26 protein-coding genes and 1 pseudogene are annotated in these 24,959 nt (G+C 72.6%); 7 read left to right on the top strand and 20 right to left on the bottom strand.

Features of this window, described 5'->3' with window-relative positions; all coding sequences use genetic code 11:
- Positions 1–14: 14 nt before the first annotated feature.
- A pseudogene (locus ACFYZ3_RS22210) lies at positions 15–662 on the top strand (phosphatase PAP2 family protein); the annotation flags it as partial.
- Positions 663–695: 33 nt separating this feature from the next.
- Here the strand turns inward: ACFYZ3_RS22210 and ACFYZ3_RS22205 are convergent.
- The 5 genes from ACFYZ3_RS22205 to ACFYZ3_RS22185 form a co-directional block, all read right to left on the bottom strand.
- Positions 696–1,376 carry a response regulator gene (locus ACFYZ3_RS22205; protein ID WP_388520368.1) on the bottom strand — a complete coding sequence of 227 codons (681 nt, stop codon included), beginning with the start codon at positions 1,374–1,376 and terminating at the stop codon, positions 696–698.
- A 7-nt stretch (positions 1,377–1,383) separates the two neighbouring features.
- Positions 1,384–2,874: a sensor histidine kinase gene (locus ACFYZ3_RS22200; protein WP_388520365.1), complete on the bottom strand. Its 1,491-nt coding sequence runs from the start codon at positions 2,872–2,874 to the stop codon at positions 1,384–1,386.
- Positions 2,875–2,954: 80 nt separating this feature from the next.
- Positions 2,955–3,701, bottom strand: a complete 747-nt coding sequence (locus tag ACFYZ3_RS22195; protein WP_388520362.1) for a phosphotransferase family protein — start codon at positions 3,699–3,701, stop codon at positions 2,955–2,957.
- Between the two features lie 53 nt (positions 3,702–3,754).
- Positions 3,755–4,630 (bottom strand): glycosyltransferase family 2 protein, encoded by an 876-nt coding sequence (locus ACFYZ3_RS22190; RefSeq protein ID WP_388520359.1) that lies wholly within the window; start codon positions 4,628–4,630, stop codon positions 3,755–3,757.
- A 35-nt stretch (positions 4,631–4,665) separates the two neighbouring features.
- The gene (locus tag ACFYZ3_RS22185) at positions 4,666–5,133 is read right to left on the bottom strand and encodes a MarR family winged helix-turn-helix transcriptional regulator (RefSeq protein ID WP_388520356.1); all 468 of its coding nucleotides are present in this window, start codon (positions 5,131–5,133) and stop codon (positions 4,666–4,668) included.
- A 90-nt stretch (positions 5,134–5,223) separates the two neighbouring features.
- On the opposite strand from ACFYZ3_RS22185, the gene ACFYZ3_RS22180 reads away from it, so the two are divergent.
- On the top strand, positions 5,224–5,874 hold the full coding sequence (locus ACFYZ3_RS22180; protein ID WP_388520353.1) for an MBL fold metallo-hydrolase: 651 nt from the start codon (positions 5,224–5,226) through the stop codon (positions 5,872–5,874).
- Positions 5,875–5,907: 33 nt separating this feature from the next.
- Here the strand turns inward: ACFYZ3_RS22180 and ACFYZ3_RS22175 are convergent, their stop codons facing one another.
- Entirely contained in the window at positions 5,908–6,192 is a 285-nt protein-coding gene (locus ACFYZ3_RS22175; RefSeq protein ID WP_388520350.1) for an Atu4866 domain-containing protein, read from the bottom strand.
- 137 nt (positions 6,193–6,329) lie between these two features.
- Here ACFYZ3_RS22175 and ACFYZ3_RS22170 point away from each other — a divergent pair, with 137 nt between their 5' ends.
- The gene (locus ACFYZ3_RS22170; protein WP_388520347.1) at positions 6,330–7,184 is read left to right on the top strand and encodes a helix-turn-helix transcriptional regulator; all 855 of its coding nucleotides are present in this window, start codon (positions 6,330–6,332) and stop codon (positions 7,182–7,184) included.
- Between the two features lie 27 nt (positions 7,185–7,211).
- Here ACFYZ3_RS22170 and ACFYZ3_RS22165 read toward each other — a convergent pair whose 3' ends face one another.
- From ACFYZ3_RS22165 to ACFYZ3_RS22150, 4 genes are all read right to left on the bottom strand, one after another.
- Entirely contained in the window at positions 7,212–8,402 is a 1,191-nt protein-coding gene (locus ACFYZ3_RS22165) for an FAD-dependent oxidoreductase (protein WP_388520344.1), read from the bottom strand.
- Between the two features lie 85 nt (positions 8,403–8,487).
- Entirely contained in the window at positions 8,488–9,195 is a 708-nt protein-coding gene (locus ACFYZ3_RS22160; RefSeq protein ID WP_388520341.1) for a TetR/AcrR family transcriptional regulator, read from the bottom strand.
- A gap of 44 nt (positions 9,196–9,239) precedes the next feature.
- Positions 9,240–10,490, bottom strand: coding sequence for a CynX/NimT family MFS transporter (locus tag ACFYZ3_RS22155; protein ID WP_388520338.1), 1,251 nt, complete (start codon positions 10,488–10,490; stop codon positions 9,240–9,242).
- Complete coding sequence (locus ACFYZ3_RS22150) at positions 10,487–11,197, bottom strand: FadR/GntR family transcriptional regulator (RefSeq protein ID WP_388520335.1); 711 nt, start codon at positions 11,195–11,197, stop codon at positions 10,487–10,489. Before ACFYZ3_RS22150 ends, ACFYZ3_RS22155 begins: the two co-directional genes overlap by 4 nt.
- 512 nt (positions 11,198–11,709) lie before the next feature.
- On the opposite strand from ACFYZ3_RS22150, the gene ACFYZ3_RS22145 reads away from it, so the two are divergent.
- Positions 11,710–13,053 (top strand): MFS transporter, encoded by a 1,344-nt coding sequence (locus ACFYZ3_RS22145; protein ID WP_388520585.1) that lies wholly within the window; start codon positions 11,710–11,712, stop codon positions 13,051–13,053.
- An 8-nt stretch (positions 13,054–13,061) separates the two neighbouring features.
- On the opposite strand, the gene ACFYZ3_RS22140 is transcribed toward ACFYZ3_RS22145, so the two are convergent.
- Positions 13,062–13,520 (bottom strand): MarR family winged helix-turn-helix transcriptional regulator, encoded by a 459-nt coding sequence (locus ACFYZ3_RS22140; RefSeq protein ID WP_388520332.1) that lies wholly within the window; start codon positions 13,518–13,520, stop codon positions 13,062–13,064.
- A 63-nt stretch (positions 13,521–13,583) separates the two neighbouring features.
- Here ACFYZ3_RS22140 and ACFYZ3_RS22135 point away from each other — a divergent pair, with 63 nt between their 5' ends.
- Together ACFYZ3_RS22135 and ACFYZ3_RS22130 are read left to right on the top strand one after the other, a co-directional pair.
- The gene (locus ACFYZ3_RS22135) at positions 13,584–13,952 is read left to right on the top strand and encodes a VOC family protein (RefSeq protein WP_388520329.1); all 369 of its coding nucleotides are present in this window, start codon (positions 13,584–13,586) and stop codon (positions 13,950–13,952) included.
- A 32-nt stretch (positions 13,953–13,984) separates the two neighbouring features.
- A complete protein-coding gene (locus ACFYZ3_RS22130) occupies positions 13,985–14,587 on the top strand; it encodes a sugar O-acetyltransferase (protein WP_388520326.1) in 603 nt (200 codons plus the stop codon).
- Positions 14,588–14,637: 50 nt separating this feature from the next.
- On the opposite strand, the gene ACFYZ3_RS22125 is transcribed toward ACFYZ3_RS22130, so the two are convergent.
- Positions 14,638–15,210, bottom strand: a complete 573-nt coding sequence (locus tag ACFYZ3_RS22125) for a TetR/AcrR family transcriptional regulator (RefSeq protein WP_388520323.1) — start codon at positions 15,208–15,210, stop codon at positions 14,638–14,640.
- A 62-nt stretch (positions 15,211–15,272) separates the two neighbouring features.
- Between ACFYZ3_RS22125 and ACFYZ3_RS22120 the strand changes: the two genes are divergently transcribed.
- Positions 15,273–16,244: an SDR family NAD(P)-dependent oxidoreductase gene (locus ACFYZ3_RS22120; RefSeq protein WP_388520320.1), complete on the top strand. Its 972-nt coding sequence runs from the start codon at positions 15,273–15,275 to the stop codon at positions 16,242–16,244.
- A 35-nt stretch (positions 16,245–16,279) separates the two neighbouring features.
- Here the strand turns inward: ACFYZ3_RS22120 and ACFYZ3_RS22115 are convergent, their stop codons facing one another.
- The 8 genes from ACFYZ3_RS22115 to ACFYZ3_RS22080 form a co-directional block, all read right to left on the bottom strand.
- Positions 16,280–16,417 carry a hypothetical protein gene (locus ACFYZ3_RS22115; protein WP_388520317.1) on the bottom strand — a complete coding sequence of 46 codons (138 nt, stop codon included), beginning with the start codon at positions 16,415–16,417 and terminating at the stop codon, positions 16,280–16,282.
- A 281-nt stretch (positions 16,418–16,698) separates the two neighbouring features.
- Complete coding sequence (locus ACFYZ3_RS22110; protein WP_388520314.1) at positions 16,699–17,019, bottom strand: SDR family NAD(P)-dependent oxidoreductase; 321 nt, start codon at positions 17,017–17,019, stop codon at positions 16,699–16,701.
- A gap of 75 nt (positions 17,020–17,094) precedes the next feature.
- Positions 17,095–18,510: a salicylate synthase gene (locus tag ACFYZ3_RS22105; protein ID WP_388520311.1), complete on the bottom strand. Its 1,416-nt coding sequence runs from the start codon at positions 18,508–18,510 to the stop codon at positions 17,095–17,097.
- Between the two features lie 58 nt (positions 18,511–18,568).
- Complete coding sequence (locus ACFYZ3_RS22100) at positions 18,569–20,332, bottom strand: ABC transporter ATP-binding protein (protein WP_388520308.1); 1,764 nt, start codon at positions 20,330–20,332, stop codon at positions 18,569–18,571.
- Positions 20,329–22,158, bottom strand: a complete 1,830-nt coding sequence (locus tag ACFYZ3_RS22095; protein WP_388520305.1) for an ABC transporter ATP-binding protein — start codon at positions 22,156–22,158, stop codon at positions 20,329–20,331. The genes ACFYZ3_RS22100 and ACFYZ3_RS22095 overlap by 4 nt, the downstream gene beginning before the upstream one ends.
- Positions 22,155–22,883 carry a class I SAM-dependent methyltransferase gene (locus tag ACFYZ3_RS22090; RefSeq protein ID WP_388520302.1) on the bottom strand — a complete coding sequence of 243 codons (729 nt, stop codon included), beginning with the start codon at positions 22,881–22,883 and terminating at the stop codon, positions 22,155–22,157. Before ACFYZ3_RS22090 ends, ACFYZ3_RS22095 begins: the two co-directional genes overlap by 4 nt.
- Before the next feature lie 10 nt (positions 22,884–22,893).
- Entirely contained in the window at positions 22,894–23,727 is an 834-nt protein-coding gene (locus tag ACFYZ3_RS22085; protein WP_388520300.1) for a thioesterase II family protein, read from the bottom strand.
- The gene (locus tag ACFYZ3_RS22080; protein WP_388520297.1) at positions 23,724–24,959 is read right to left on the bottom strand and encodes a cytochrome P450; all 1,236 of its coding nucleotides are present in this window, start codon (positions 24,957–24,959) and stop codon (positions 23,724–23,726) included. Before ACFYZ3_RS22080 ends, ACFYZ3_RS22085 begins: the two co-directional genes overlap by 4 nt.

The following is a 24,959-nucleotide window of genomic DNA, read 5'->3' as shown; positions in this document are numbered from 1 at the left end:
CTACGTTTCCGTTCATGAGACGAGAACCGCGAAAGAAGGTCGCGGCCGGCCGGTTGCTCGGCGTGCCGGCCGTCCTGGGCACGGGAGCAGGAGTGATCGCGTGGCTGTCCCCCGGCGGACTGGGCCGGGCCGGCCCCATCGAGGTCACCGGCGGGGCTTCGGCGTCCGCGTACCGGTCGGTCACGGGGGCCGTGGCGGACGCGCCGTCCTGGGCAGGGTCCGCTCTGGAAGCCGCCACCGAGGGCACGCTCGTGGTCCTCGGAGCGCTGCTGCTGTGGGCGGCGTGGACGGCGGTGCGCCGCAGGGACGCCCGAGGGGTCACCGGGGCCGTGCTGATCGGCGTCGGCACCGTCGTCGCCTACGCGGTGAGTGAGGCACTGAAACTCGTGGTGGACGAGGAACGTCCCTGCCGTGCGCTCGGCGCGGGGGCCGATGCCGTCGCCGAGTGCCCGGACGTCGGGGACTGGTCGTTCCCGAGCAACCACGCCACCCTGGCCGCCGGTCTGGCCGTCGGTCTCGCCGTCCTGCGGCCCCGGCTCGCCGTGGTCACACTGCCGTTGGCCGGGGCTGCCGCGCTGCTGCGCGTGCTGGTCGGGGTGCACTACCCGCACGACGTGCTCGCCGGTGCGACGCTCGGCGGCGCCGTCGTGGCGGCGGTGCTCCTCGCGTTCTGGCCCGCGGCCCGGGGTGCGGCCTCACGACTGGGGAGGCTGAGGCGCGATGATCCCGGCCTCGTGGGCCACGACGGCGGCGGCGGCCCGGTTGTCGACGCCCAGCCTCGCCAGGAGGGAACTCACGTGAGCCTTGACCGTTCCCTCCACCACGTGCAGGCGCCGGGCGATCTGGCCGTTGGACAGACCGCCGCCGAGAAGGGCCAGTACGTCTCGTTCCCGGGGGGTGAGGGCGGCGACCCGGTCACGGGCGGCGGAGCGCCGACCGGCCAGGGTGCCGGCGCCCGTGGCGGCGAGGTGCGCGACGACCCGGGCCGCGACTTGCGGTGACAGGTAGGCGGCGCCCCCGGCCACCGCACGGACTCCGGTGAGCAGCTCCTCGGGCTCACCCGACTTGATCAGGAAACCGGCCGCGCCGCCGCCCAGGGCCTTCAGGATGTAGTCGTCCTCGCCGAAGGTCGTGAGCATGATGACGCCGGTGCCCGGCACGGCGGTGCGGATCTCCGCGGCGGCGTCGATGCCGTTGAGGCCCGGCATGCGGATGTCGAGTACGGCCACCGCGGGACGATGGCGTCGCACCAGATCCACGGCGTCGTGCCCGTCGGCGGCCTCTGCGACGACGTCGATGTCCGCGGCGGTGGCGAGGACGGCGCGTACCCCGGCACGGATCATCGGCTCGTCGTCGGCGATCAGCACCCGGATCATCGCGCGCTCACGGGGCGACCGTACCGAGGGACACCAGGGTGTCCTTCCGGAAGCAGAGCCGGTAGGCGTCGCCGGACCGGTCGTCGAACCGGTCGGCCGTCATCGCGTAGTACTCGCACGTCGTGCCCTCTCCCGTCGGCTCGTCGGTCGGCGGCCGGTAGTCGGTCTGCCGTTCCGGCAGCAGGCGCCGCACCTCGTCACGATCTTGCCCCACGTGCAGGCGGGCGTAGTCACGCGGGTCCAGAACCGACTGCGCCGCCGACCGGGTCTCCCAGACCATGAGCACCGCGCTCAGCAGCGCTGCCGTCACCAGGGGCACCATGGCCGCGGCGACCAGGGTCCGGCCGACCCTGCGCCGGACGCGGCGGTGTTCCTGCGGCAGCGCGTGGTCGCGGGAGGCCGGGAGTACGAGCGGCGAGGGCGTGAGCGTGGGTGGCGAGGAGTGGTGCGGGTGTGGTGGCGAGGAGTGGTGCGGGATGCGGGCGACGACCGCGTAGCCTCCGTCGCGCGGCCCGTGCTGGAACGAGCCGCCGGTCAGCCGCACGCGTTCCTCGAGGCCGATCAGGCCACGCCCTCCGATGCCGGGCCGGGTCCGTACGCGGTCGGCGGACGGGGGTGGGCCGTTCTCCACGACGACGTCCGTCCGGATTGCCGTGTGCGTCACATGGACGGTGGTCCTCGCGCCCGGCGCGTGTTTGGCCACGTTGGTCAGGGCCTCCTGCACCACCCGGTGCGCCGCCCGCGCAACCGTGGGCGGCAGGTCGTCCGCCTCGCCGTCGACGCCGAGTTCCACGGGGAGGCCGGCCTCGGACGCCTCGGAGGTCAGCCGGGTGAGGCCGGGGTCCTCGGGCTCGAGGTCCGTCGCGCCGGCCTCCTCCCGCAGGACACCGATCACCTCGCCGAGGCGTTCCACCGCGGCCGCGGCCCTGGCGCGGATGTCGGCCGCCGCCCTCTGGTGGTGTTCCGCGAGGTCGGGCGCGAGCTTGAGCGCGCCGGCCGACAGGGCGATCAGGCTGAGGTCGTGGCCCATCACGTCGTGCATGTCCTGCGCGATGCGCGTCCGCTCCCGCAACCTCGCCTGGTCGGCGATCAGTTGCTGCTCGCGTTGCAGTTGACCGGCGCGCTCCCACCCGGCCCGGACGAGTTGGCGGTACTGGCACCAGAACCGCCCCGCGAACCAGGGCAGCATCATGGCGGCGACCACCACGGTCACGAACCGGCCGGCCAGCGGGAGCCAGGCGGGAACGACGGACAGGGCCGTCACACCGGCCGCGAGAACCGCGACCAGCGCGAGCGCCGTCGGAGCCGTCCGCCCTGGCCGGAGTCCCGCGAGGAACGCGGTGACGGCGGTCGGAACCGCCCACCACAGGTTCGTCACGCTCAGGCCGGCGGCCACCGCGGTGGCCGCGTTGAGAAGGGTCCCGGGATCACGTACCCGCCGCAGGAGCAGCTTCCGGGACGTCGTCGCCGTTCGGCTGTCGGTCAGTGTGCTGTCCACGGAGGGGACGGTACGGACCTCGGGCGGCGGCCGGCCACTGCCGAAAGTCTCATTCCGTGCCCGTCGTGGACTCCGTAGCCTCACATCCGGGACCTCAGCACGTCGACCTCGCAGCCCGGCGCGAAGGGGTCGAAGCCGTGCTCGCTCAGCCAGCGAACCGCCAGCAGGCTTCGCAACGACCACCACGCGTGGATCACGTCGATGTCGAGGTCGATGCCATAGCCGGCGGTGACGTCGCCGAGGTGCTCCTCGTGTCCGAGGGTGAACGTGGCGAGGTCGTACAGGGCATCGCCCTGGCCCGCCTCGGACCAGTCGATGATGCCCGTGACCTCGTCGCCGTCGACGAAGACGTGCGCGACCTGCAGGTCGCCGTGCGTGAACGCCGGAGTCCACGGCCGGAGCGCGGCCTCGGCGACCCGACGGTTGCGGGTGACCAGGTCGGCGGGCAGCACGCCGTTGGACACCAGCGACTCGCACTCGTCGTCGAGTTCCGCCGCCAGCGCGACGATGCTCCGGCCGGCCCGGCCCCGCCAGGGCGGCAACGGCGCGTCGTGCAGCTTCCGGATGGCGGCGCCCGCCGCGGCCCACCCCGCGGGCGACCCGGTCGAGGGCCCACCGAGCCGCCCGAGCGTCGTCCCGCGCACTGCGGCGATGGCGAGCACGGGCGGCTTGCGCCACAGGACCCGCGGCGTCGGGACCGGCACGCGGGACATCGCCTCGACCTCGGCGTCGATACGCGCCTGATCCGTATCCACCTTCAGAAACACGTCGCCGACGCGCAGAGTCGCACGCTCGGAATGGGCGACGACGACTTCGACCTCATCCATGGGCGACCAGTATCCCCGGGAGTGATCGCCGACGTCCCCTCCCGGACACGACGCTAGACGACCGGCGGGCGGCCAAGGCGCGTCATCCGTGCCACGGTCGCCCACCGCATCGGTCGACGCGCGCCGCCCGATGCGCGCACCCCTTCGGCGAAACCGCCCGCCCAGGCCCGCAGCCCGCCCCAGGAGCGGGTCCGCACCACCGTCAGCCCAGTCCACACCCCGAGGTAGACGGGGACCAGGGCGGCGGGCAGGTGCCGTTTGGCCAGCCACACCCGGTTGCGGGCCGTCATCCGGTAGTAGACGGCGTGCCGGGCGGGTGACGTCCAGGGGTGCTGGAGCAGCAGCGACGGCTCGTACACCACCCGCCACCCGTCGTCCAGGGCGCGCCATGCCAGGTCGGTCTCCTCGTGCGCGAAGAAGAACGCGTCCGGCCAGCCGCCGATCCGGTCCAGCATCCGCATCGACAGCGCGTGCCCGCCGCCCAGGAACGTCGTCACCTCACCACCGCGCATCGGGTTCTTCGACCGCAGCCGCGGTACGTGCCGGCGCTGTGTGCGGCCGTGCTCGTCGGCGATCCGGAACGACACGATCCCCAGCCGCTCGTCGGCGTCGTACATCGAGGCGAGCTTGGCGAAGACGCCGCTGTCCACGAGCAGTCCGTCGTCGTCCAGATCGACCACGACATCCACGTCCCCGCACGCCCGCAGGTGCTCGACGGCCACGTTGCGGCCGCCGGACACTCCCAGGTTCTCCTGCGACTCCACCCCGTCCACGCCCTCGGGCAGCTCCGGCAGCGCACAGCCGTTGCCCACCACCACGATCCGGGCGGCCGGCCGTGTCTGACCGGCCACCGAGGCCAGCAACGCCTGCAATTCGGCGGGGCGATTGCCCATGGTCAGGATCGCGATGCCCAGACGAGTGCGGCTCACAGGTGAACTCCGATCGACTTCTCGAAGGCCGCAGCCTATCGGCTCGCCCCTCCGCCGCGCGCGAAGCGGGCGTCGCTTCCGAGTCCGGTGAGGCGGGCCGTCAGGCGGGACAGCAGGGCGACCGACTCGCTCAGTCGCCGTCTTTCGTCGGGGTCGAAGGTCTCGCGGATGGCGGCGCCGAGGGCGCCCGCGCGGAGGGTGCGCTCTTGCCGCAGGCGGGAGCGGCCGGCGTCGGTGAGGCGCAGCAGGAGCTTGCGTCCGTCGTCGGGGTGCGGCTCGCCGCGGACCAGGCCGGCGACGGAGAGGTCCTTGACCGACTTGGCGGCGGACTGGTGTGTGACACCGCGCAGTCGGGCGAGGTCGGCCGTGGTCAGGGGGCCGTCACGGTCGAGGAATCCGAGGATGGCGGCCTCGCCGGGGGGCATGGTGTCCACGGCTCTCACCGCCCGCACCAGCTCACCGATCGACCGCCGCAGCTCCTCGGCCAGCGCGTCTTCGTCCATGGAGCCATCCTAGCCGGAGATCTTCCAGCTAGTTGTACAGTTAGGTTGTACAAGTTATCTACAGGTACTGTTCGATGAAGGCGGAAGGACATGGCGGTCGTGGAACTCACCAAGTTCGGTCATGCGTGTGTGCGGCTGGAGAAGGACGGGCGCCGCCTGGTCATCGACCCGGGCGGTCTGACCGACCCCGAGGCGCTGGACGGCGCCGACGCGGTGCTCGTGACGCACGAGCACTTCGACCACTTCTCGGAGGAGGTGCTGCGCCGGGCGGCCGCGGCGCGTCCGGGTCTGCGCATCTGGACCAACTCCTCCGTCGCGGGACGGCTGGACGGTCTCGGCGCGCAGGTCGCCACCACCGGGGACGGGGACGCCTTCAGCGTCGCGGGCTTCGACCTCACGGTGCACGGAACCTGGCACGCGGTCATCCACCCGGATGTCCCGCGCATGGCCAACATCGGATTCCTGGTGGACGGGTCCCTGTTCCACCCCGGCGACGCCCTGACCGTCCCCGGCACTCCGGTCGGCACGCTGCTGCTGCCCGTGCACGCTCCCTGGTCCACGGTCGGCGATCTGATCGACTACGTGCGCGAGGTCGCCCCCCACGATGCCTACGCCGTCCATGACGGCGCCCTCAACGAGGTCGGCACCGCGATGGTCGAGGGCTTCCTCGGCGAGCGGGGCCCCGGCGTCCCGGCCCGCTACCGTCGGCTGGCTCCGGGCGCGAGTGTCCGCATCGGGTGAGGCCCGGCGTCGTCGGTCGTGGCGTGCCGACGCCTACGACGCCGGGGACTTCTCCTCGCGGTACAGCACGAGGTGCTCGTGGTGAAGCACGCCGTCCCGCAGGTCTCCGGTGGCGGTGAAGCCCGTGTCGTCGACGTAGTCGAGGTGGTCGCCGGTCACCGTGTAGCGGCCGGTGTACGCGCTGCGCCGATGCCCCCGGGCCTCGTCGTAGCGCCCGTCCGGCAGCAGCTCCTGACGGATGTGGCCGTCCGCGGTCACCCACATGCCGACCACGTCGGCGTTCTCACGGTTTCGCCGATCCCGCGCGTTCGCTGTCATCGCAATTCCCTTCCACGGTGGGCGGTGGCGTCTGCCCGACCGAGTCTGCGCAGGTCGGCCCGGAGGTACCAGGGCGTTCGCTGCCTGGGTGCGGCACACCCGGGCAGCGCACCGGAGCACCGCCTAGCCTTGGCGGCATGGACGACAACCACCTCGGGGAGTTCCTGCGCGCGCGCCGCGCCGGTCTGCGGCCGCAGGACGTCAACATGGCGAGCCACGGCCTGCGCAGGGTCGCCGGACTGCGACGCGAGGAGGTCGCCGTCCTGGCCGGGGTCAACGCCGACTACTACACCCGGCTGGAACAGGGCCGCGAGCGTCACCCCTCCCCGCAAGTACTCGACGCTCTCGGCCGCGCGCTTCACCTGGACCCGCAGGCCCGTGCCCATCTGCACCGCCTGGCCGGGGTGTCACCGGCCGGGCGGGACTCTCTGCACGCGACCGAACGGGTCGGCCCCGCACTGCGCCAGCTGATGGACGGCTACGCCCACACCCCCGCCTTCGTCATGAGCCGCACCCTCGACGTCCTGGCCGCCAACGCCCTGGCCGACGCGCTCTTCGCCCCCTTCGCGCCTGCGGACAACCTGGCCCGCATGATCTTCCTCGACCCGGCGGGCAGGGAGTTCTACCAGGACTGGGACCGAGCCGCCCAGGCCGTCGTCGCCAACCTGCGCCAGGCACAGGGATTTGATCCCGAGCACCCGCGGCTGAGGAGCCTGGTGGACACGCTGGCCGAGCACAGCGCGGTGTTCCGGCGTCTGTGGGCGGAGCACTCCGTGCGCGGCAAGACCCAGGACGCCAAACGGCTCCTCCACCCGGACGTCGGCGCCCTCTCGCTGACGTACCAGTCCTTCGACGTCCGTGACGCTCCGGGTCAGCAACTCGTCATCTACCACGCCGAGCCGGGCAGCCCGTCGGCCCACGCCCTGGGCCTTCTCGGCTCGCTGCACGCCGGCGAGCGGCGCCAGGCATCGTCCGACTCCGCCGGGAAGTGAGTCCCGCGACGCGGTCCCCGAGCCGTGTCAGGCCCCGGCGCGGTCGGAGTCGAAGAACCCGATCATCCGCTCCAGGCCGTCCGCGGCGAACATGGTGTCCATGCTGCGGGCGGACTCGATGGCGGACGCTTCACCGCGAGGGAAGAGGCCTTCCTCGTACCGGGTGAGCGCGGCCTCGGTGTCGCCCGGGTGAGCGGCGAGGGCGAGGGCGAGTTCGGCACCGTCGTACATGGCGAGGTTGGCGCCCTCGCCGGCGAAGGGGGACATCAGGTGGGCCGCGTCACCGAGCAGGGTGACGCCGGGGGTCCGCTTCCAGCGATGCCCGACGGGCAGGGCGTGGATGCGGCGCGGGGTGATGGTCTCCGCGTGGTCGACCAGGCCGCGCAGGGCCTCGTCCCAGCCGTCGAAGTGGGCGAGTACGGCGGCCTTGGCGGCGCCGTGGTCGGTGAAGTCGATGGTGTCGATCCAGTCCTCGTCCGCCCTGAGCGCGGTGTAGACGTGGAGGCTGCCGTCGGTCTCGCGGTGGGCGAGGAGGCCGCGCCGGTCGCCGAGGCAGATGAAGAAGCCACCGCCGACGAGGGCCGCGCTGCCCGGGTGGCGGGTGTCGGCCTCGTGCAGGTCGGTCTCCACGAAGGAGATGCCGGTATAGGCGGGCTCGGCGGCCGAGAGCAGCGGCCGGATGCGGGACCAGGCGCCGTCGGCGCCGACGAGGAGGTCGGTGGTGATGGCCGAACCGTCGGCGAAGGTGACCTCGTGCCGGCCGTCGTCCAGCGCTCGGGCGCCGGTGGCCTTGCGCCGCCAGTGGACCGTGCCGTCGGGGAGGGAGTCCAGCAGCAGGCCGCGCAGCTCGCCCCGGTCGACCTCGGGGCGGCCGCCGTCGCCCTCGTCCTCGGTGGCCACATGGACCGTGCCGTCCGGGCCGACCAGGCGCATCGCCTGACCGCCCTCGTGGATGATCTTGCGGAACTCGTCATGGAGGCCGGCGGCGTGGATCGCCTTCTGGCCGTTCTCCTCGTGGATGTCGAGCATGCCGCCCTGTGTGCGGGCCTCCGGGCCCGGCTCCAGGTCGAAGACGGCGGATTCGATGCCGTTCACGTGCAGGACTCGGGCGGCGGTGAGGCCGCCCAGGCCGCCGCCGATGATCGCGATGGGGTGGTGCCGGGTGCTCATGATGGCCTCCAGGGGGGCGCGGTCGGACGCCTTCAGCGTAACGAACATGTTCGTAGCGAACAAGTTCGTTCAGTCGCGTCCTCGCAGGAGGGCTGGGCAGCGTCGGGTTCGGCAGCGGGCCCCGCCCCGTCCCTCAGCCGGTCGCGCCCCGCGCCGGGCCGGGGACGGGCGTGCGGGTGATCCCGTTGACGAGGACGTCGAAGGACCAGCGCAGGCGGTCGTGGGCGGAGCCGCCGATGAGCAGGGGCATGTGGGAGGCGATCGCGGGATGAGTGGCCTCGTCCGCGTCGCGCAGGGCGCGGACGGCGGCGCTCCAGTCCTCGTGGGACGTCGGATCGTGTTCCTGGGTCGCTTGCTCGGCGGCGGTGGCGGTGGCGTCCTGCAGGAGCTTGTCCACGCCCCAGGCGACCTGGGCGCCGGGGGCTCCGCTGCGGGCGAGCAGTTCGAGGATCCGTTCCACGAGCCGCAGGTAGTTCTCCCCGCTGGGGCGGGCGACCAGGGCCGACCGGGCGAGCTGAGGGTGTGCGAACAGTACGAGGGTGTACGACGTCAGCACGGCCCTGAGCTGCTCGCGCCAGCCCTCCTCGGCGCCCGCACCGGTGAGGTCGACCTCGCCCAGCAGCGCGTCCAGCACGGCCGCGTGCAGTTCGGCGGTGTTCGCCACGTACACGTAGAGGGAGGCGGGGCCGGTGTCCAGCTCCTGCGCCAGGCGGCGCATGGTGACCTTCTCCAGCCCCTCCGCACGCATGAGCGCCACCGCGGTGTCGACGATCCACCGCCGGGACAGTGCGGGCTTCGCCGGGCGGTCCCGGCGGCTGACCGGGTCTCTTCTCGCTGTCATGTCCCGATCGTAACGAACGCGTTCGTCCGGTGGCCGGGACCGTGTCAGCGGGAGCCCCGACGCAGGTGCCGGTCCTGTCCCGCCCCGTGTCCGGCGACCGCCGTGGTGATCCCGAGGACCGCCAGGACGATGAGGGGGAGTGTCCAGCTGTGCGTGGTGTCGTGCAGGATGCCGAGCAGGAGGGGGCCGGCCGCCGCCACGAGGTAGCCGATGGACTGTGCCATGCCCGCCAGTGCGGCGGCTTCGCCGGAGCTGCCGGCGCGCTGGCTCTGGAAGGTCAGCGCGAGGACGAGGCAGGCACCGCCGCCGAGTCCGAGCAGGGTGCACGCCAGGACGGACAGCGCGGGAGCGGCGACCAGTACGGTGAAGCCGCCTGCCACGAGGACCGAGGCCCCCGCCGCGGTCCACCGCTGATCGTGCCGGCCGCGGGTGAGCACGGGCAGGAGACTGCTGGCCGCCAAGGACACCACCTGGTAGTAGAACAGCATCCATCCGGCCGTGGTGCTGCTCGTACCGCGGTCGATCAGGATGCTGGGCAGCCACGCGACGGCGGTGTAGAAGGCCAGGGACTGCAGGCCCATGAAGAGGGTGACCTGCCAGGCGAGCCGCGACCGCCAGGGCATCGGGCTGTGCGTCTCACCGGTGGACGCCTGGGGCCTGTCACCTCGTATCCGGGGCAGCCAGGCGAGGAAGGCGGCGACCGTGAAGGCGACGCCCCAGGCCAGCGCCGTGCGCCAGGAACCCGGCACGGTGTGCGCCAGCGGCGCGGACACCCCCGAGGAGACGGCGGCCATGAGGCCCATGACGGTCACGTAGAGAGCGCTGACGCCCTGGATACGGTGTGCGGGCACGCTCCTTCTGATCAGGGCGGGCAGCAGCACGTTGCCGAAGGCTATGGCGGCGGACAGGATCACCGTTCCGGTGAACAGGAAGGCGACGGAGGGAAGGGAGCGGACCACCGTACCGACGGCCAGCACACCGAGCGCCGCCACCAGCAGACGAGCGCTGCCCCATCGGTGGGAGGCCCGGGCGACCAGCGGCGACGTCGCGGCGAACGTCAGCAGCGGGAGCGTACTCAGCAGCCCGCCCCAGCTCGACGTCAGGCCGCTGCCCCGCTCGATCTCGGGCAGCAGTGCTCCGACACCTGTGAGAGTGGTGCGCAGGTTCGCCGCCACGAGACAGATCGCGACGATGAGCCCGACCGACACGGCGGGCCGGGCGGGCCGTGCGCGGTCGGCGGCCGGCGCTTCGGAGGTGGAGTGCCGGCGGGAGGCCGAAGCCGGCTGCGGACTCACCGTTCCCCCGCAGCCCGTGCCGTGTCGCTCTCGTGGTCGCGGGTGAGCTGGACGATCGCCGCCGCCGCGTCCCGGGCGCCGCCCGCGTCCCGGGCCTCGATCGCGTCGACCAGCCGCCGGTGCAGGCGGGCGTGCTCCTCGGCGTGCGCGGCGCCCCAGGGCAGACCCCCGAGGGACGCGGTGAGCGCCGTACCGAGGTGGTCGTACACCTCCATCAGCAGGTCGTTCCCGCTGGCCCGGACCACGGCCCGGTGGAACAGCGCGTCGACGCCCGTGGCCGCGGCCGGATCCTCACCGGCGCTGGCCGCGTCGGCGTCGGCCAGCAGCTCCCGCAGCTGCTGCAACTGACTCTCACTCCGGCGCAGGGCCGCGGCTCCCGAGGCGTACTCCTCCAGAACGGTCCGCAGTTCCAGCACCTTGTCCCGCTGCGCGGAACTGGCCCGCCGCACCATGACGGACTGAAGCTCGCTCGAGGAACAGACATAGGTGCCGTCTCCGGCCCGCGGCTCCAGCAGACCCAGGTGCACCAGTGCACCGATCGCCTCCCGCAGCGTGCTGCGTCCGACCCCGAGCTCCTCGATGAGGGCATGCTCCGGGGGGATCCGCGTCCCCACGGGCCAGCCCCCCGACTCGATGTGCGAGCGGAGGCTGTCGACCAGTTGCGCGGACAGGCTGGCCGTCCGTCGCGGTGCGCTGATGCGTTTCATGGCGGCAGCCTACACAAACATCAGACATTTGAACATCATGCTTTTGTAGCTCGAGTCGCCCGGGCAGCCCGCCGGCGACGGCTGCATGGCCGAGGGGTGAACGGATCAGCCCTGCCCTCCGGCAAGCTGCCGAGGGCCGGCGTCGACGGCTGATCACGTCGCACGCCGGCTGCCAGGGGCGCCGCTTGGATCAGCCCTGCCGCAGCCTCCGTCGCCCTGTGGCAGACCCCGCGACCCCGGCAAGATCCAAATGGCATCCCCTAAACTGCACGGCATGTCAGCCGCATCGTGCTCGGCCGCTTGCGCGGCAGTGACCAGGACGTCCCGCTAGCGGCGGGACGTTCGACTCACAGCACCGACCTGAACGTCCAGCCGCTTCGTGATCAGTCCGGAGCGGCGACTCGCGCTGCCCGGGACTCCTCGGAGCGACGGAGCAATCGATGCTTTCAGGCAATCCTTCTTCCCGCGGGCACAGCCCGTCTCCCATGCGTGCACGGCTCGTGCTGTGCGCGATGTCGATGCTGCAGTTCTTCATCGCGGTCGACGTGACCGTGGTGAACATCGCGCTGCCCTCGATCGGCGCGGATCTCGGCGTCGACGGCCACGCGCTGACCTGGGTGGTGGTCGGCTACACCGTCACCGGCGGCGGGCTGCTGATGCTCGGCGGCCGCCTCGGCGACCTGCTGGGCCGCCGCCGCACGCTGCTGGCCGGCACCGCCCTGTTCGGTGCGGCGTCTCTGCTGGCGGGGCTGGCCCCCTCGTTCGCGGTCCTGGTGGCCGCGCGCCTCGTCCAGGGGGCCGGCGAAGCCATCGCGCTGCCGGCCGCGATGGCCACCATCGTGCTGATGTTCCCCGAGGGCCCACGCCGGTCGCGGGCTCTGAGCGTGTGGGCCGCGGTCGCCAGTTGCGGGCTGGTGCTCGGATTCGCCCTCTCGGGAATCATCACCGCCCATCTGGGCTGGCGATGGGTCTTCCTGATCTCGGTGCCGTTCATCCTGGCCGTGACGGTGGCCGCGCTCGTCCTGGTCCGGGCCGACCGCCCAGCACCCCGCGAACGGGCCCGGCTGGACCTGCCGGGCGCGCTCCTGCTGACCGCGTGCCCGCTGCTGTTCACCTACGCCGCGGTCGAGGCCGGTGCATCCGGCACGCGCCGGTGGGTGAGCCTGGTGGCGCTGGCCGGTGCGGCACTGGCCGCCGCCGGACTGGTGCGGGTCGAGTCGCGGTCCCCCGCGCCACTGGTGCCGCCGGCCTTCTTCGCCCACCGTGCCCGGGTGCGGGCGAACCTGACCACCATGCTGCTCAGCGGGGCGCTGTCGACCTCGTTCCTGCTGTTTACGTTCTACTTGCAGGACCGGCTCGGGGTCGGTCCGCTGGGAGCCGGGTTCACGATGCTGCCGTTGGCCGGCGCGCTGATCGCGGCCTCGGTTCTCGTGCCCCGGCTGCTGGCCGGCTGGGGAGCACGCGTGTGCGTGCTGGCGGGCCTCGGCTCCGCCGCGCTCGCGATGACGGTGATCGCGCTCGTGGCAGCGCTGGATGGCGGAGCGGTGTGGCTGCTGCCCGCGATGCTGCTGATCGCCGCCGGGATGGGTTTCGGGCTGGTGGGGCTGCAGTACATCGCGGTCGGCGGGACCACTGACGACGACGCCGGGATCGCCTCCGGAGTCCAGCGGGCGGCCGACCAGCTCGGCGGGGCGGCCGGTGTGACGGTCTATGTGGGGATCGGATTCGCCCCCGCCGTGCACGGTGTTGACCCGTTCCTGGCGGCAGCGGTGCTCGCCGTCGCCGGACTGGTCGTCGGTGCCTTGGTCATCAGCCGCTCGTCCGCCCCGGCGGAGGTGCAGCCGCAGGCCGAGTAGGAGGCGGTCTAGGAACCCTCGGTGTCGGCGCGCAGGGAATGAATCATGCTCTGCAGGATCCGGAACGCGCCCGACTGCTCGCTCTCGGTCATGCCGGCCAGCATTCTGAGCTCCACGGAGCGGACCGCCACGGTCGCCTTCTCCAGGCTCCGCCGGCCGCGAGGAGTGAGCCGCGCGGGAAGCGCCTTCCCGACGGGCGCCGCCGCGGGCCTGGTCACGTAGCCGTCGCGTTCCAGGGCCTGGAGCAGCACGTTCATCGACTGGCGGGTCACGAACGCGCCCCGCGCGAGCTCGGAGTTCGACATGCCCGGCCGTTGAGCCAGCAGTTCGAGGCAGGAGTAGTGCGTCACGCTCATCCCGAGTGGCCGCAGCACCTCCTCCATGGCTGCGCGCAGGGCGCTCGAAGCCTCTTTGAGCAGGTAGCCCAGTGATTTGTCCAGGTCGATGCCGGCACCCTTTTGACTCATGTCAGCATTCTGACATACATTGGCTTGTGTCAGGAATCTGACACGAAGAGAAGGAGCATCGCCATGCCCGTCACCGGTCCCGACTTCATCTCGCTCCAGGTACGCGACCTCGACGCCTCGCAGGCGTTCTACGAGCAGTACCTCGGCCTCGTCCGTTCGCAGGCCGGGCCTCCGCACGCCGTCGTCTTCGAGACGAAGCCGATCGCGTTCGCACTCCGCGACCTCGTTCCCGGCACCGATCTCGCCTCCGTCGCCCAGCCCGGCATCGGTGCCGCGATCTGGCTCCACGGCACCGGCGTCCAGGCCATCCACGACGCCCTCGTCGCCGACGGTCACACCATCGTCTCCGCACCGATCGACGGCCCGTTCGGCCGGACGTTCACCTTCGCCGACCCCGACGGCTACCACGTCACCCTCCACGACCGCGCCTGATCCGGTCGGCAGAGCGAAAGGAGCCCCTCACTGTGACGGACGGTCACGAGGAAAGAGTCCTGGCCAGGATCGCCAAAGGGCTCGTCTACACCGAGTCGGAAGCGGCCTTCCAGGCCCCTCTGCAGCGAACGGAGCAGATCTTCGAGTACAACCACACCCCGCCGGGCGAGACGGAGCGGCGTCGGTCGCTCCTGACCGCGATCTTCGGCTCGGTCGGTGAACGGACCGTGCTGCTGCCGCCGTTCCACGCCGGGTTCGGCAGCAACGTCCACATCGGCGACGACTTCTTCGGGAACGTGAACCTGACGTTCGTGGACGACGTGCGGATACGCATCGGCCACGGTGTCATGATCGCCCCCAGCGTGACGCTGACCACGACGGGGCATCCGGTTCACCCCTCCCGACGTGTGGACTTCGGGAGGTTCTCCGAACCGATCGTGATCGAGGACAAGGTGTGGATCGGCAGCAACGCGGTGGTCCTGCCCGGCGTCCGTATCGGATACGGGTCGGTCATCGGCGCCGGCAGCGTCGTCAGCCGGGACATTCCCCCCATGTCCATCGCGGTCGGCACACCGTGCCGGGTGACCCGCACCATCACGGAAGAGGACCTGGCCACGCGTGCGGCCGAACACTGAGGCGTCTCGTGCGGTGGACCGACGCAGAAGGCGAGTGCCACCGGAGCGTTTCAGCGCACCAGGAGACCGACGGCCACCGTCAGGCGTTCGAGGTACGACTCCCTTGACCCGACCTGGTGCTTGAGTCCCGTCGACGCGCTGATCATCGTCTGTGCGATCCGGACGGCCTCCTCCCGTCCTGTCGCGGCGGCGATCGCCTCCGTGATCAGCTCCTCGAAACGTCGCGGCAGGACCTCGACCACCTCTCCGAGGATGCCGGGATTGTCCTCGATCACCGTCGCGGCATCGCGCGTCAGCGGGCCGACGTAGCGGCCCGCCCAGTGATCGAACGCTTCGACGAGGCGCTCCAGAAGGGGGCGGTCGCCGTCGGCCAGGGCCTGTTCGACCGCGGTGATGTCGCGGTGCAGGGCCTGGGTGACCGCGGCACGGAACAGGCTCTCCTTCGAGGAGAAGAGGAAGTAGAGGCCCGGCCGGGAGATGTGCGCCGCCCGCGCCACCTCCTCCATCGAGGTCTTCCGGTATCCGAAACGCGCGAACGTGGCCATGGCGGACTCCAGAACCATGGTCCGGCGGTCGGCATCCGCGCCGGTCGAGGGCGGGTGGTCGGCGTCGCGACTGCTCATGCGGTGAGCATACGAGCACCGGTCGCACTATACAAATTTCGTCTAGTTCGTATAGTTGAGCCATGGAAACCCGCCCGCTCGTCTCCACGCCCTTCACCGCCTCCAGCACCGCGGACGAGGTGCTGGAGGGCATCGACCTCACCGGCGTCCGCGCGATCGTGACGGGAGCGTCCTCCGGGCTCGGCATCGAGACGGCTCGTGCCCTGACCGCTGCCGGGGCGGAGGTGACGCTCGCCGTGCGGAACACGGCTTCGGGTGTCACCGTCGCCGAGACGATCGGCAGGTCGACCGGAGCGGCCCCGCCCCGCGTCGCCCGGCTCGACCTCGCCGACCGGGCCGGCGTCACCCGGTTCGTCGACGCGTGGGACGGCCCGCTCCACCTGCTCGTCAACAACGCCGGTGTGGTCACCGGCGGGCTCGAACGGACGCCCGAGGGCTGGGAGTTGCACTTCGCGACGAACCACCTCGGCCACTTCGCCCTGGCCACCGGGCTGCACCGGGCCCTGGCCCGCGGTGCGGCCGAGCGCGACGGAGCACGGATCGTCTCGGTCAGTTCGACGGCGCACATGCGGTCCGGCATCGACTTCGACGACCTCCACTTCCAGCACCGCAGCCACGACCCGCAGACCGCCTACGCACAGTCGAAGACGGCGAACTCCCTCTTCGCCGTCGAGGCGACCCGCCTGTGGGCGTCCGACGGCATCGTCGCCAACGCGGTCAATCCCGGCGGTGTCGCCACGGGTCTGCAGCGGAACTTCACGCCGGAGCAGAAGGCGTCGCTCGACGCGGCCGAGGCTGCCGGAATCTTCACGTACAAAACGGTCGAGCAGGGAGCCGCCACCAGTGTCGTCGCGGCCGTCGCCCCCGAGTTCGCCCACTCCGGGGGCCACTACCTCGACGACGGACAAGAGGCCTACCCGGTGCCGAACGACGCCGACCTCGCGCAGCACCCGCACGGTGTCAAGGAGTGGGCGCTGGATCCCGCCGCCGCCCAGCGCCTGTGGACCGTCTCCACCGATCTGCTGCGCCCCTGACCTCTCGGCCCGGAAGTGCCGACCGTGAGCCGAACCTACGCGACTTCCTTCCCGGCCTCCCCCGGCTCCCCCAGCGGCCGGGTCATCCCGTCGTCCGGGGCCGCACGCCGGCCGGGTTCGGTCTGGTCCAGCTCCCAGTGGTACCGGCATTCCTCGCACCGCGGCCCGTCCACGACGGCGTCCTCCCCGTTCGGGCAGTCCGTACCGTCTCCGCGTCCCGCACACGCTTCACCTGTATGCCCCATACATCCGACCGTGCGCCGCAGCGCAGCAGGTCAGGGAGAGAGCCTGCGGGGCGCACAGGTGCTCGATCCCCGCACAACGCCCCACAGCCACCACTGAACTCGGCCTTCCGCAACACCCGTCAGAGGACGCCTCCGTTGGCACGGGTGTCCTGTCCCGTCAGCCATCGCCCGTCCGGCCCCGCGAGGAAGGCGACCACGTCCGCCACGTCCTAGGGCTCAGGCCACGAGGGTCGGTACGACGTCGGTGTGCACGGCCGCGTTGTCGACCAGGATGTCCAGGCCGTCGAGCCGACGTTCGGCCGTGGACAGCAGGTCTTCGGCCGCCCCCGTTCGGCCAGGTCCAGCTGGACCGCGGTGACCCTGCCACCGGCCTCCTCGGCCTGCCGCACCACGTCGTTCGCGGCCTCCCGGTTCTGCGCGTAGTTGAAGACCACCGCCGCTCCGTCCCGTGCGAGTCGCAGCACGACAGCCCGTCCGATCCCCCGCGAGCCTCCGGCGAAGACGGCCGCCTTGCCGGTGAGTACCGCCATGTCCCCTCCTGCGTCGACGACGTGTCCGTTGCCTCCGATCCGTCCCCTCCGCCGGCTCCAACGGCACGGTTGCGGTCAGGTGAGGGAGAACCGCAGGTACGGGGCGACGCTGCGGAGTTTCTCGCAGGTCTCCTCGGTCTCCCGCTCGGGGCTGGACTGAGCGGTGACCCCGGCGCCGGCTCGCAGCCACGCCTCGTCGCCCGCGCCGATCAGGGTGCGCAGGACGAGAGCGGCGTCGAGGGCGCCGCCGGTGGTCCCCCGGAAGACCGCCCCGCCGTACAGGCCGCGTGGCCCTTCCTCGTGGCGGGCCAGGGCCTGGAGGGCGGCACGTTTGGAGACTCCGGTGGCGGTGATCGCGGGAAACAGGGAGGCGAAGGCGTCCCAGGGTCCGGCGTCCGGCCGGAGCCGGCCCGTCACCCGCGAGGCCAGGTGTTGCACCGATCCTCGTGGGCGGACCGCCATGTACTCCTCGACCACGACGGAGCCGGGGCGGCACACGGCCGCCATCTCGTCCCAGGCGAGACGAACGGACACGGCGTGTTCGTGTATCTCCTTGGGGTCGCTGAGCAGTTCCGCGCGCCGGCGCTCGTTCTCCGCCGGGTCGGCGCCCAGGGCGCGCGTGCCCGCGAGCGGCTGGGTGCTGACCCGCCCGTCGTCCCCGACCTCCAGAACTGTCTCGGGGCTGAATCCGGCAGCCCGGTAGCCGCCGAGGTCCAGCACGTAGGAACGTGCCGGTGTGTTGGCCCGGCGGCCCGCGAGATAGGTCGCGGGGAAGTCCGGGCGGGGCTCGGCCGGCAGCGGGACCCGCCGGGAGACCACGGCCTTCTCCAGCAACCCGGCGCGGATGTCCCGGACCGTACGGGAGACCGCCCGGCCGTAGGCTGCGGTGCCGACGGCGATGACGTCCTCGGTCCGGTCCCGCGCCGGTCCGTCGTGGGAGGTCTGCTCGGCCGCGGGCTCCGCGAGCAGGTCGGCGACCTTGCGCGCCCACGCCTCGTCCACCGCGCGGACCACCGTCGAGTCGCCGGTGAGGGTCACTTCGACGGACGGGACCAGGGCGTGCAGCAGCGGCCGGTCCCCGGCCGTCGCGGGTTCCGCGTGCAGGAGGTGGGCGAGTTCGAAGGCCGCCCAGCCGTAGAAGCGGCGCTCTTCGCCGCTCTCGTCGGGCAGCGCGGACACGGGCGACAGCGCGGCCAGGGCCTCGGCGAACGCCGTCAACGGCCGCCGCTGCGTGCGCGAGGTCCAGGTACGCCCGGCGGCCCGCGCGGTGATGCCGGTGGCGTCCGCGGTGACGCTCACGTCGGAGCCCGCCGCGAAGTGCCAGACTCCGCCTTCCGACTCGTACACCACGTACTGGTCCGCGAGGCCCGCCCGTGCGAGGCGGGTGGCGGTGGCGGCCGGGTCGTGGCAGGGCTCCCGGGTGCTCGCGCACGTAAGCGGTGGGACGGACCTCGCCCATGCCTCCCAGGTGTTCCGGGATCCGGTGCTCATCGTGTCGTGCCTTCTCTCTGCCGATGGGTCGGGGTGGTCGCGGGTGTCGGGCGAGGGGTCATGAAGGGGCCGACTCCAGTCGCCAGCCGTGGGCCTGCGCCCGCCGTTCCCAGAAGGAGGCGTACGTGCCTGCCGCCGCCACCAGGTCGTCGTGCGTGCCCCGTTCGGTGATCTCGCCGTCCTCCAGGACCAGGATCCGGTCGGCGCTCACGACGGTGCTCAGCCGGTGCGCGACGACCAGGAGCGTCTTGCGGGCGGCCAGGGCCCGCACGGCCCGGGCGAACAGCGCCTCGTTCTCCTGGTCGAGGGCGGCGGTGGCCTCGTCGAGGACGAGGATCGGGGCGTCCTTGAGCAGTGCGCGGGCGATGGACACGCGCTGCCGCTGTCCGCCGGACAGACGGGCGCCGCCCTCGCCCACCTTCGTGGCCCACCCCTCGGGCAGTTCCTCGATCACGCGGTCGAGGCCGGAGAGCGCCGCGGCCTCGGCCAGTTCGCCGGAGTCCGCGTGCGGGGCGGCGATGCGGACGTTCTCCTCGATCGTGCCGTCGAAGAGGTAGACGTCCTGGAAGACGAGGGACACGTGGGCCGCGAGGTCGTCGGCGCCGATCTCGCGTACGTCGACGCCGCCGATGCGGACGGTGCCCTCGGTGGTGTCCCGGAAGCGGGCGAGCAGGTGGGCGATCGTGGTCTTGCCCGCGCCGGAGGGCCCGACCAGCGCCGTCATGCTGCGCTCGGGCAGGCGGAAGCTCACGTCGTTCAGGACCGGGCGTGCGGCTGCCCCGGCCACCGGGTCGGCGCCGCCGTCGTAGCGGAAGCCGACCTTGTCGAACTCCACGCTCGCGTCGCGGGGCGTCTGCGGCTCGGCGGGCTGGGGGAACGGCGGTTCGTCGAGGAGAGCGCCGAGGCGTTCCAGGGTGTTGCGGGCGATGCGCATCCCGGCACCGGCCTCGGCGGCGGACGACACGCTGTCGATCAGGCGGACCAGCAGCACGAGGAGTGCCAGCAGGGTGGGCACGGTGAGGGAGCCGTCGAGCTGCCAGGACACCCCGAGGGCGAGCAGCAGGGCGAACACGAGCCGGGTGGCGGAGGAGAACGAGACCAGTCCGGGCAGCCCCCGCGCGATGAGCCGCCGGTCGGCGCGCGCCTCGGCCACCAGGGCGTCGTCCAGCGCGCCGTATCCCTCGGCGGTCCGGCCGAACGCCCGCAGTACCGGCTGGTTGCGCGCGTACTCCAGGACCCGGTCGGCGGACTCGCCGATCGCGGCGTCGCGGCCCAGGTCCAGTCGGCGCATCACGGCGCTGCTCGCCGCCTGGACGGCGAACAGCACGGGCGCGCAGACCAGCAGCACCAGGGCGGTGCGGACGTCGAAGAAGAACGTGGCGAGCACCAGGGTGGCCGGAGTGAGCAGGGAGCTGATGAACGGGCGCAGCAGGTGGGCCGGTGTGCTCATCACCTGGATGACGTTCTGTCCGGCGAGCCTGCTGAACTCGGCCGTGCGGCCGGCGCCGAACCAGCCCAGCGGCAGGCGCAGTGCCTGGTCCGCCATACGGCGGTGCAGCACCCGGGAGAGCTGGGAGCCGACCGTGAACCCGCCGCCGACGGCCGCGCCCTGGAGCACGGCGTGCGCGAGCGCGCAGCCGGCGAACGCCGCCAGCCAGGGCCACACGTCGTCGGGATCGGGGCCGAGCAGGGCACGCAGTACGGGCACCAGGAGGGCGAAGGCCACACCCTGGAGGACGGCCGCGCCGCACTGGAGGACGAGCAGCCGGTTGAGCGGACGGGAGCCTTCCGGCCCGAGGACCCGGTAGAGCTGACGGATCATCGCGCACTTCCTTCTCGGACGTCGTCCGTGCTGCTCTGGGCGTCCCAGAGGGTGGCGTAGCGGCCCCCCGCGGCGACGAGGTCGTCGTGGCGGCCCTGTTCGGTGACGCGTCCGTCCTCCAGGACCACGATCCGGTCGGCGGAGCGGACGGTCGACAGCCGGTGGGCGATGACGAGCAGGGTGCGGCCGGCCGCGAGCGCGGACAGCGCGTCCTGGATCAGTGCCTCGGAGTGCGGGTCGGCGTACGCGGTGGCCTCGTCGAGCACGAGGACGGGGGCGTCGGCGAGCAGGGCCCTCGCGATGGAGAGGCGTTGTGCCTCACCGCCGGAGAGCGTGACGGCGGTGCCGAGTTCGGTCGCGTAGCCGTCGGGCAGTGCCGTGACGCGGTCGTGGATGCGGGCGGCGCGGGCGCACCGCTCGACTTCCTCGTCGGTGGCTTCGGGGCGGCCCAGGCGGATGTTGTCGGTGACGCTGGCCCGCAGCAGCCGTACGTCCTGGAGGACGAAGCCGACCCGGCGGTACAGCTCGGTCGCGGGGATGTCGCGGAGGTCGGCGCCGCCGAGGGTCACCGTGCCGGCGGTGACGTCGTGGAAGCGGGGCAGGAGCGAGGCGAGGGTGGACTTGCCGGAGCCGGAGGGGCCGACCAGCGCGGTGACCGTGCCGGGCGCCAGATCGAGGTCGACGTCGCGCAGGACGTCGGTCCGGCCGTCGTAGGAGAAGGAGACCCCGCGCAGGGAGATGTGGTGGCCGTCGGGCAGGACGGGGGTGGCGGGCTCGGGGAGGGTCGGGGCGTGCAGCAGCTCCGTGATGCGTACGGCGGCGGCCTGGCCGGCCCGGATCTGCTGGATGCGGGGGCCGACGACGCCCATGGGGGCGGCGACGGCGGGGCCCAGCAGGAGGAAGGGGACGAGTGCGGCGCCGGTCAGCCAGTCCTGGGTGACGAACACGGCGCCCACCACGGTCAGGAGCAGCAGGACCACGGCCGGGGCGACCACCAGCACTGCGGCGGTGGAAGTGACCAGGGTGGTCCGCACCCAGCGGGAGAAGAAGTCGGCGAAGCCCTCGGTGGCGTCGACGAAACGCTCGTGGGCCTTGCGGCCGCGGCCGAAGCTCTTGAAGACGGCGATGCCGGAGGCGAATTCCACGGCGGCGGCGGAGATCCGCCCCAGCGCGGCGCCGAACTCGGCCATCTGGGCCGCCGCGCCCGCCATGGCCCGGCCGAACAGGAGCACGCCGAGCGTCAGGGGGACGACGCCGACCAGGGCGAGGCGCCAGTCGACGGTGAACAGGTAGGCCAGGGCCAGGACCGGTGCGGTGAGCACGGCGACGACGTCGAGCAGGGTGTGGGCGAACAGCGTGTGCAGTGCGCTCACGTCGTCCTGCACCGCCTGCTTGACCTCGCCGGTGCCCCGGTCGGTGAGCCGGCCCAGTGGCAGCCGTCCGATGTGCCGGGCGAGCCGGCGGCGGAGGGCGAGCTGGAGGTCGTTGTCGGCGATGTGGGCGAGGGCGCCGGCCGCCGTGCCGCAGGCCAGGGCGAGGAGCCCCGCCGCGCAGGCCAGCGCGACCAGCGGCCACAGGATGTCACCGTCGGCGGGGGTCCCCGCCGTGAGCCGGTCGGCGATCTCGGAGACGGCGATGAACGGCACCACTCCGGCGAGGGCCGCGCCGGTCTGGAGGCCGACGGCGGCGGCCAGCCGGCCCCGGACGGGTCCGGCCAGCTCGCGCAGGGGCTGCGGGCGGGGCGGGGGCGCCCCGGTGCCCGCGCCGGGGGCTGCCGGGGTCCGGGACACCGGGTCCGGGCCGGTCTCGGGCGGTTGTGACTTCACTTGACGAGTACTCCGATTTCGGGGATGGGCCGGCCGCCCGCCTCGGTGATGCGGCGGCTGGTCATGCCCGCCTCGCGGGCCAGGCGGGCGACGTCGAAGGTGTGCCAGTCGTAGCTGTCGGCGACCTCGCGCACGGTGCGGCCGTCGCGCGACACCTTCCAGGTCGTGGTGAACCGCATGGCGTCGCCCTCGGTGGGTTCGCCGCCGATCCACCACTCGTAGGTCTGGCGGCCGATGGTCTCCCTCAGGGACATCACCGGGGGGATGTGGCGGGGCGAGGAGACCCCCATCAATTCGACGACGATGGGCGCACCGTCCGGCAGGCGGTCGGCGAGACGCTTCCACAGCGCCACGCGTTCGGGGACGGTGAGATGACCGGCCACGCCGAAGATGACGACGGCGGAGAGCCGTTCGGGCAGGACGAGATCCTGCGCGGCGCCGTCGACCACCGTCACCCGGCGCCGCAGGTCCGGGTCGCGGGCGACCCGGGAGGTGAGCATGGCCCGCATGGTGGCCGACGGTTCGGCGGCAAGGATCTCCGCCTCGGGGAGCGCCGCGGCGATGACCTCGGTCACGCGTCCGGTGCCCGCGCCGATCTCCAGAACCGGGCCGTGCGAAACGTCCAGGCCCGTCAGGACGCGGGTCAGCGGCGGGCCGCTGCTGGCGGTGTGCCGGGTGGCGACCAGTTCGTAGAACTCGGCCGAGGTCGAGTAGTAGTCGATCACGACGGTCTCCTCACGGGGTGCTCGGCCAGGTGCGCCGGACGTCCGTGGTCAGCGAGGGGTCCATCCTGCGCAGCACGGTGGCGACCACCTCACGGCGTCGCGGCGTGAGGTAGAAGTGGTCGCCGGGGAAGACCCGGACCTCGGTGCGGGCGGTGGTGAGGTCCGCCCAGCCACCGGCCCCCGCGCGGCTGCGCCGCTCGCCGAGTTCCGGGTCCGCGTCGCCGGTCAGCACGTGGATCGGGCAGGACAGCGGCGGCCGCTTTTCGGGCCGGTGGGTCTCGATGATCCGGTAGTCGTGGCGGACGGCGGTGAGGACGAGGGAGCGCAGCCCCGGGTCGTCGAGGACCTCACGGCTGGTGCCGCCGAGCCGGGCCAGTTCCGCGCACAGCACGTCGTCGTCCTGGCGGTGCAGCTGCCCGGTCACCGCCGTACCGGGGGCGGCCCGGCCGGAGGCGAAGAGCCGGCGCGGGCCGGGGGCTCGGCGGCGGTCCAGTTCGTGGGCAAGTTCCCAGGCCACGGCGGAGCCCATGCTGTGTCCGAAGAGGGCGTAGGGCCGGTCCAGCAGCGGCAGTACGGCGTCCGCGACCGCGGTCACCAGCTCGCCCATGCCGGCGCTCTCCGGGTCGTCGAAGCGGTCCTCGCGGCCCGTGTACTGGAGGGCGACGAGTTCGACCTCCGGGGGCATCAGTGCCGCCCAGGGCCGGTAGAAGCCCGCGCTGCCGCCGGCGTGCGGCAGGCAGATCAGCGTGAGCCGGGAGGCGGCGCCCTCGTTCCACCGTCTGATCCACGGGCTGTCGGCGCGCCGGGGGCGGGCGGAGGAGTCCGACGGGAAGGCGGCGGTCACCAGGTCACCATCAGTTCGTCGAGGCCGAAGGTGGCCGAGTCGTGCTTGACGACGACCTGGTCCCGCTCCCCCGCGAGGCGCAGCGTCGGGACGCGGCGGAGGAGCGTGTCCAGGGCGACCTCCAGCTCCAGCCGCGCCAGGTGCTGACCGATGCACTGGTGCACTCCGTAGCCGAAGGCCACGTGGTGGTTGTCCGTGCGGCGGAAGTCGACCCGCTCGGGATCGTCGAACTGCTCGGGGTCGTGGTTGGCACCGGCGAGGAGCGCGATGACGCCGTCGTCGGCGGGGACGGTGCGGCCGGACAGCTCGATGTCCTCGGCGGCGACGCGCAGCGGAATGGAGTCGGCGACGGACAGGAAGCGCAGGAGTTCGTCGACGGCCGCGGGCATCAGGGCGGGGTCCTCGCGCAGTTCCGCCAGCAGCTCCGGCCGGTCCAGGAGCAGCAGGGTGCTCAGGGCGATCATGCTGGTGGTGGTCTCGCGGCCGGCGTTGATGGTGATGCCGAGGGTGGACAGCAGCTGCTCGGTCGTCACGTTGCCGGGGACCAGGTGGTCGGTGACGAGCTTCGAGATCAGGTCGTCGCGGGGTTCCTCCCGGCGCTCGGCGACCAGTCCGGCGAGCAGGCCGAAGAGGCCGCCGAGGGCTTCGGAGACCTGCTCGGCGGTGCTGTTGCGGGAGCCGGAGATCCGGGTGACGTCCCGGAAGAACTCCAGGTCGTGCCGCGGGATGCCGAGCAGTTCGCAGATCACCGACGTGGAGACGGCGTTGGCGTAGGCGCTCACGAAGTCCACCGGACCGCCGGCGGCCAGCATGCCGTCCAGGATCTCGTCCACCCGTGCCTGTACGGCGGGCCGCATCGCGCGGACCCGGCGCACGGTGAACGCCGGCAGGAGCATGCGCCGGTAGCGGGTGTGCTCGGGGGCGTCGGTGCGGATGAAGGGGCGGAACCTGGCCCCGGCCTCCTGCTCGCCCTCGCCGAGAGCGGGGAAGCCCGGGCGGCGGATGTCGGCGCTGGCGCGCGGATCGGAGAGCAGTTCCCGTACGTCGTCGTAGCGGGTCACCACCCAGGCTTCCCGCCGGGTCGGCAGGGTGACGCGGGCGACCGGGTCGTCGGTGCGCAGCGCGGCGTACTCCGCGGGCGCGGCGAAGGGGCAGCCGCGCCGGATCGGGAAGTCGCGGGGCGGGGCGGCGCCGGGGGTGTGGGAGGCCGTCGGGGATTCGGGGGGTGTCAT

The organism is Streptomyces sp. NPDC001599, from assembly GCF_042893535.1.
Lineage (GTDB): Bacteria > Actinomycetota > Actinomycetes > Streptomycetales > Streptomycetaceae > Streptomyces.
The sequence above is the reverse complement of the archived record's forward strand: the minus strand, read 5'-3'. Positions and strand labels throughout refer to the sequence as shown.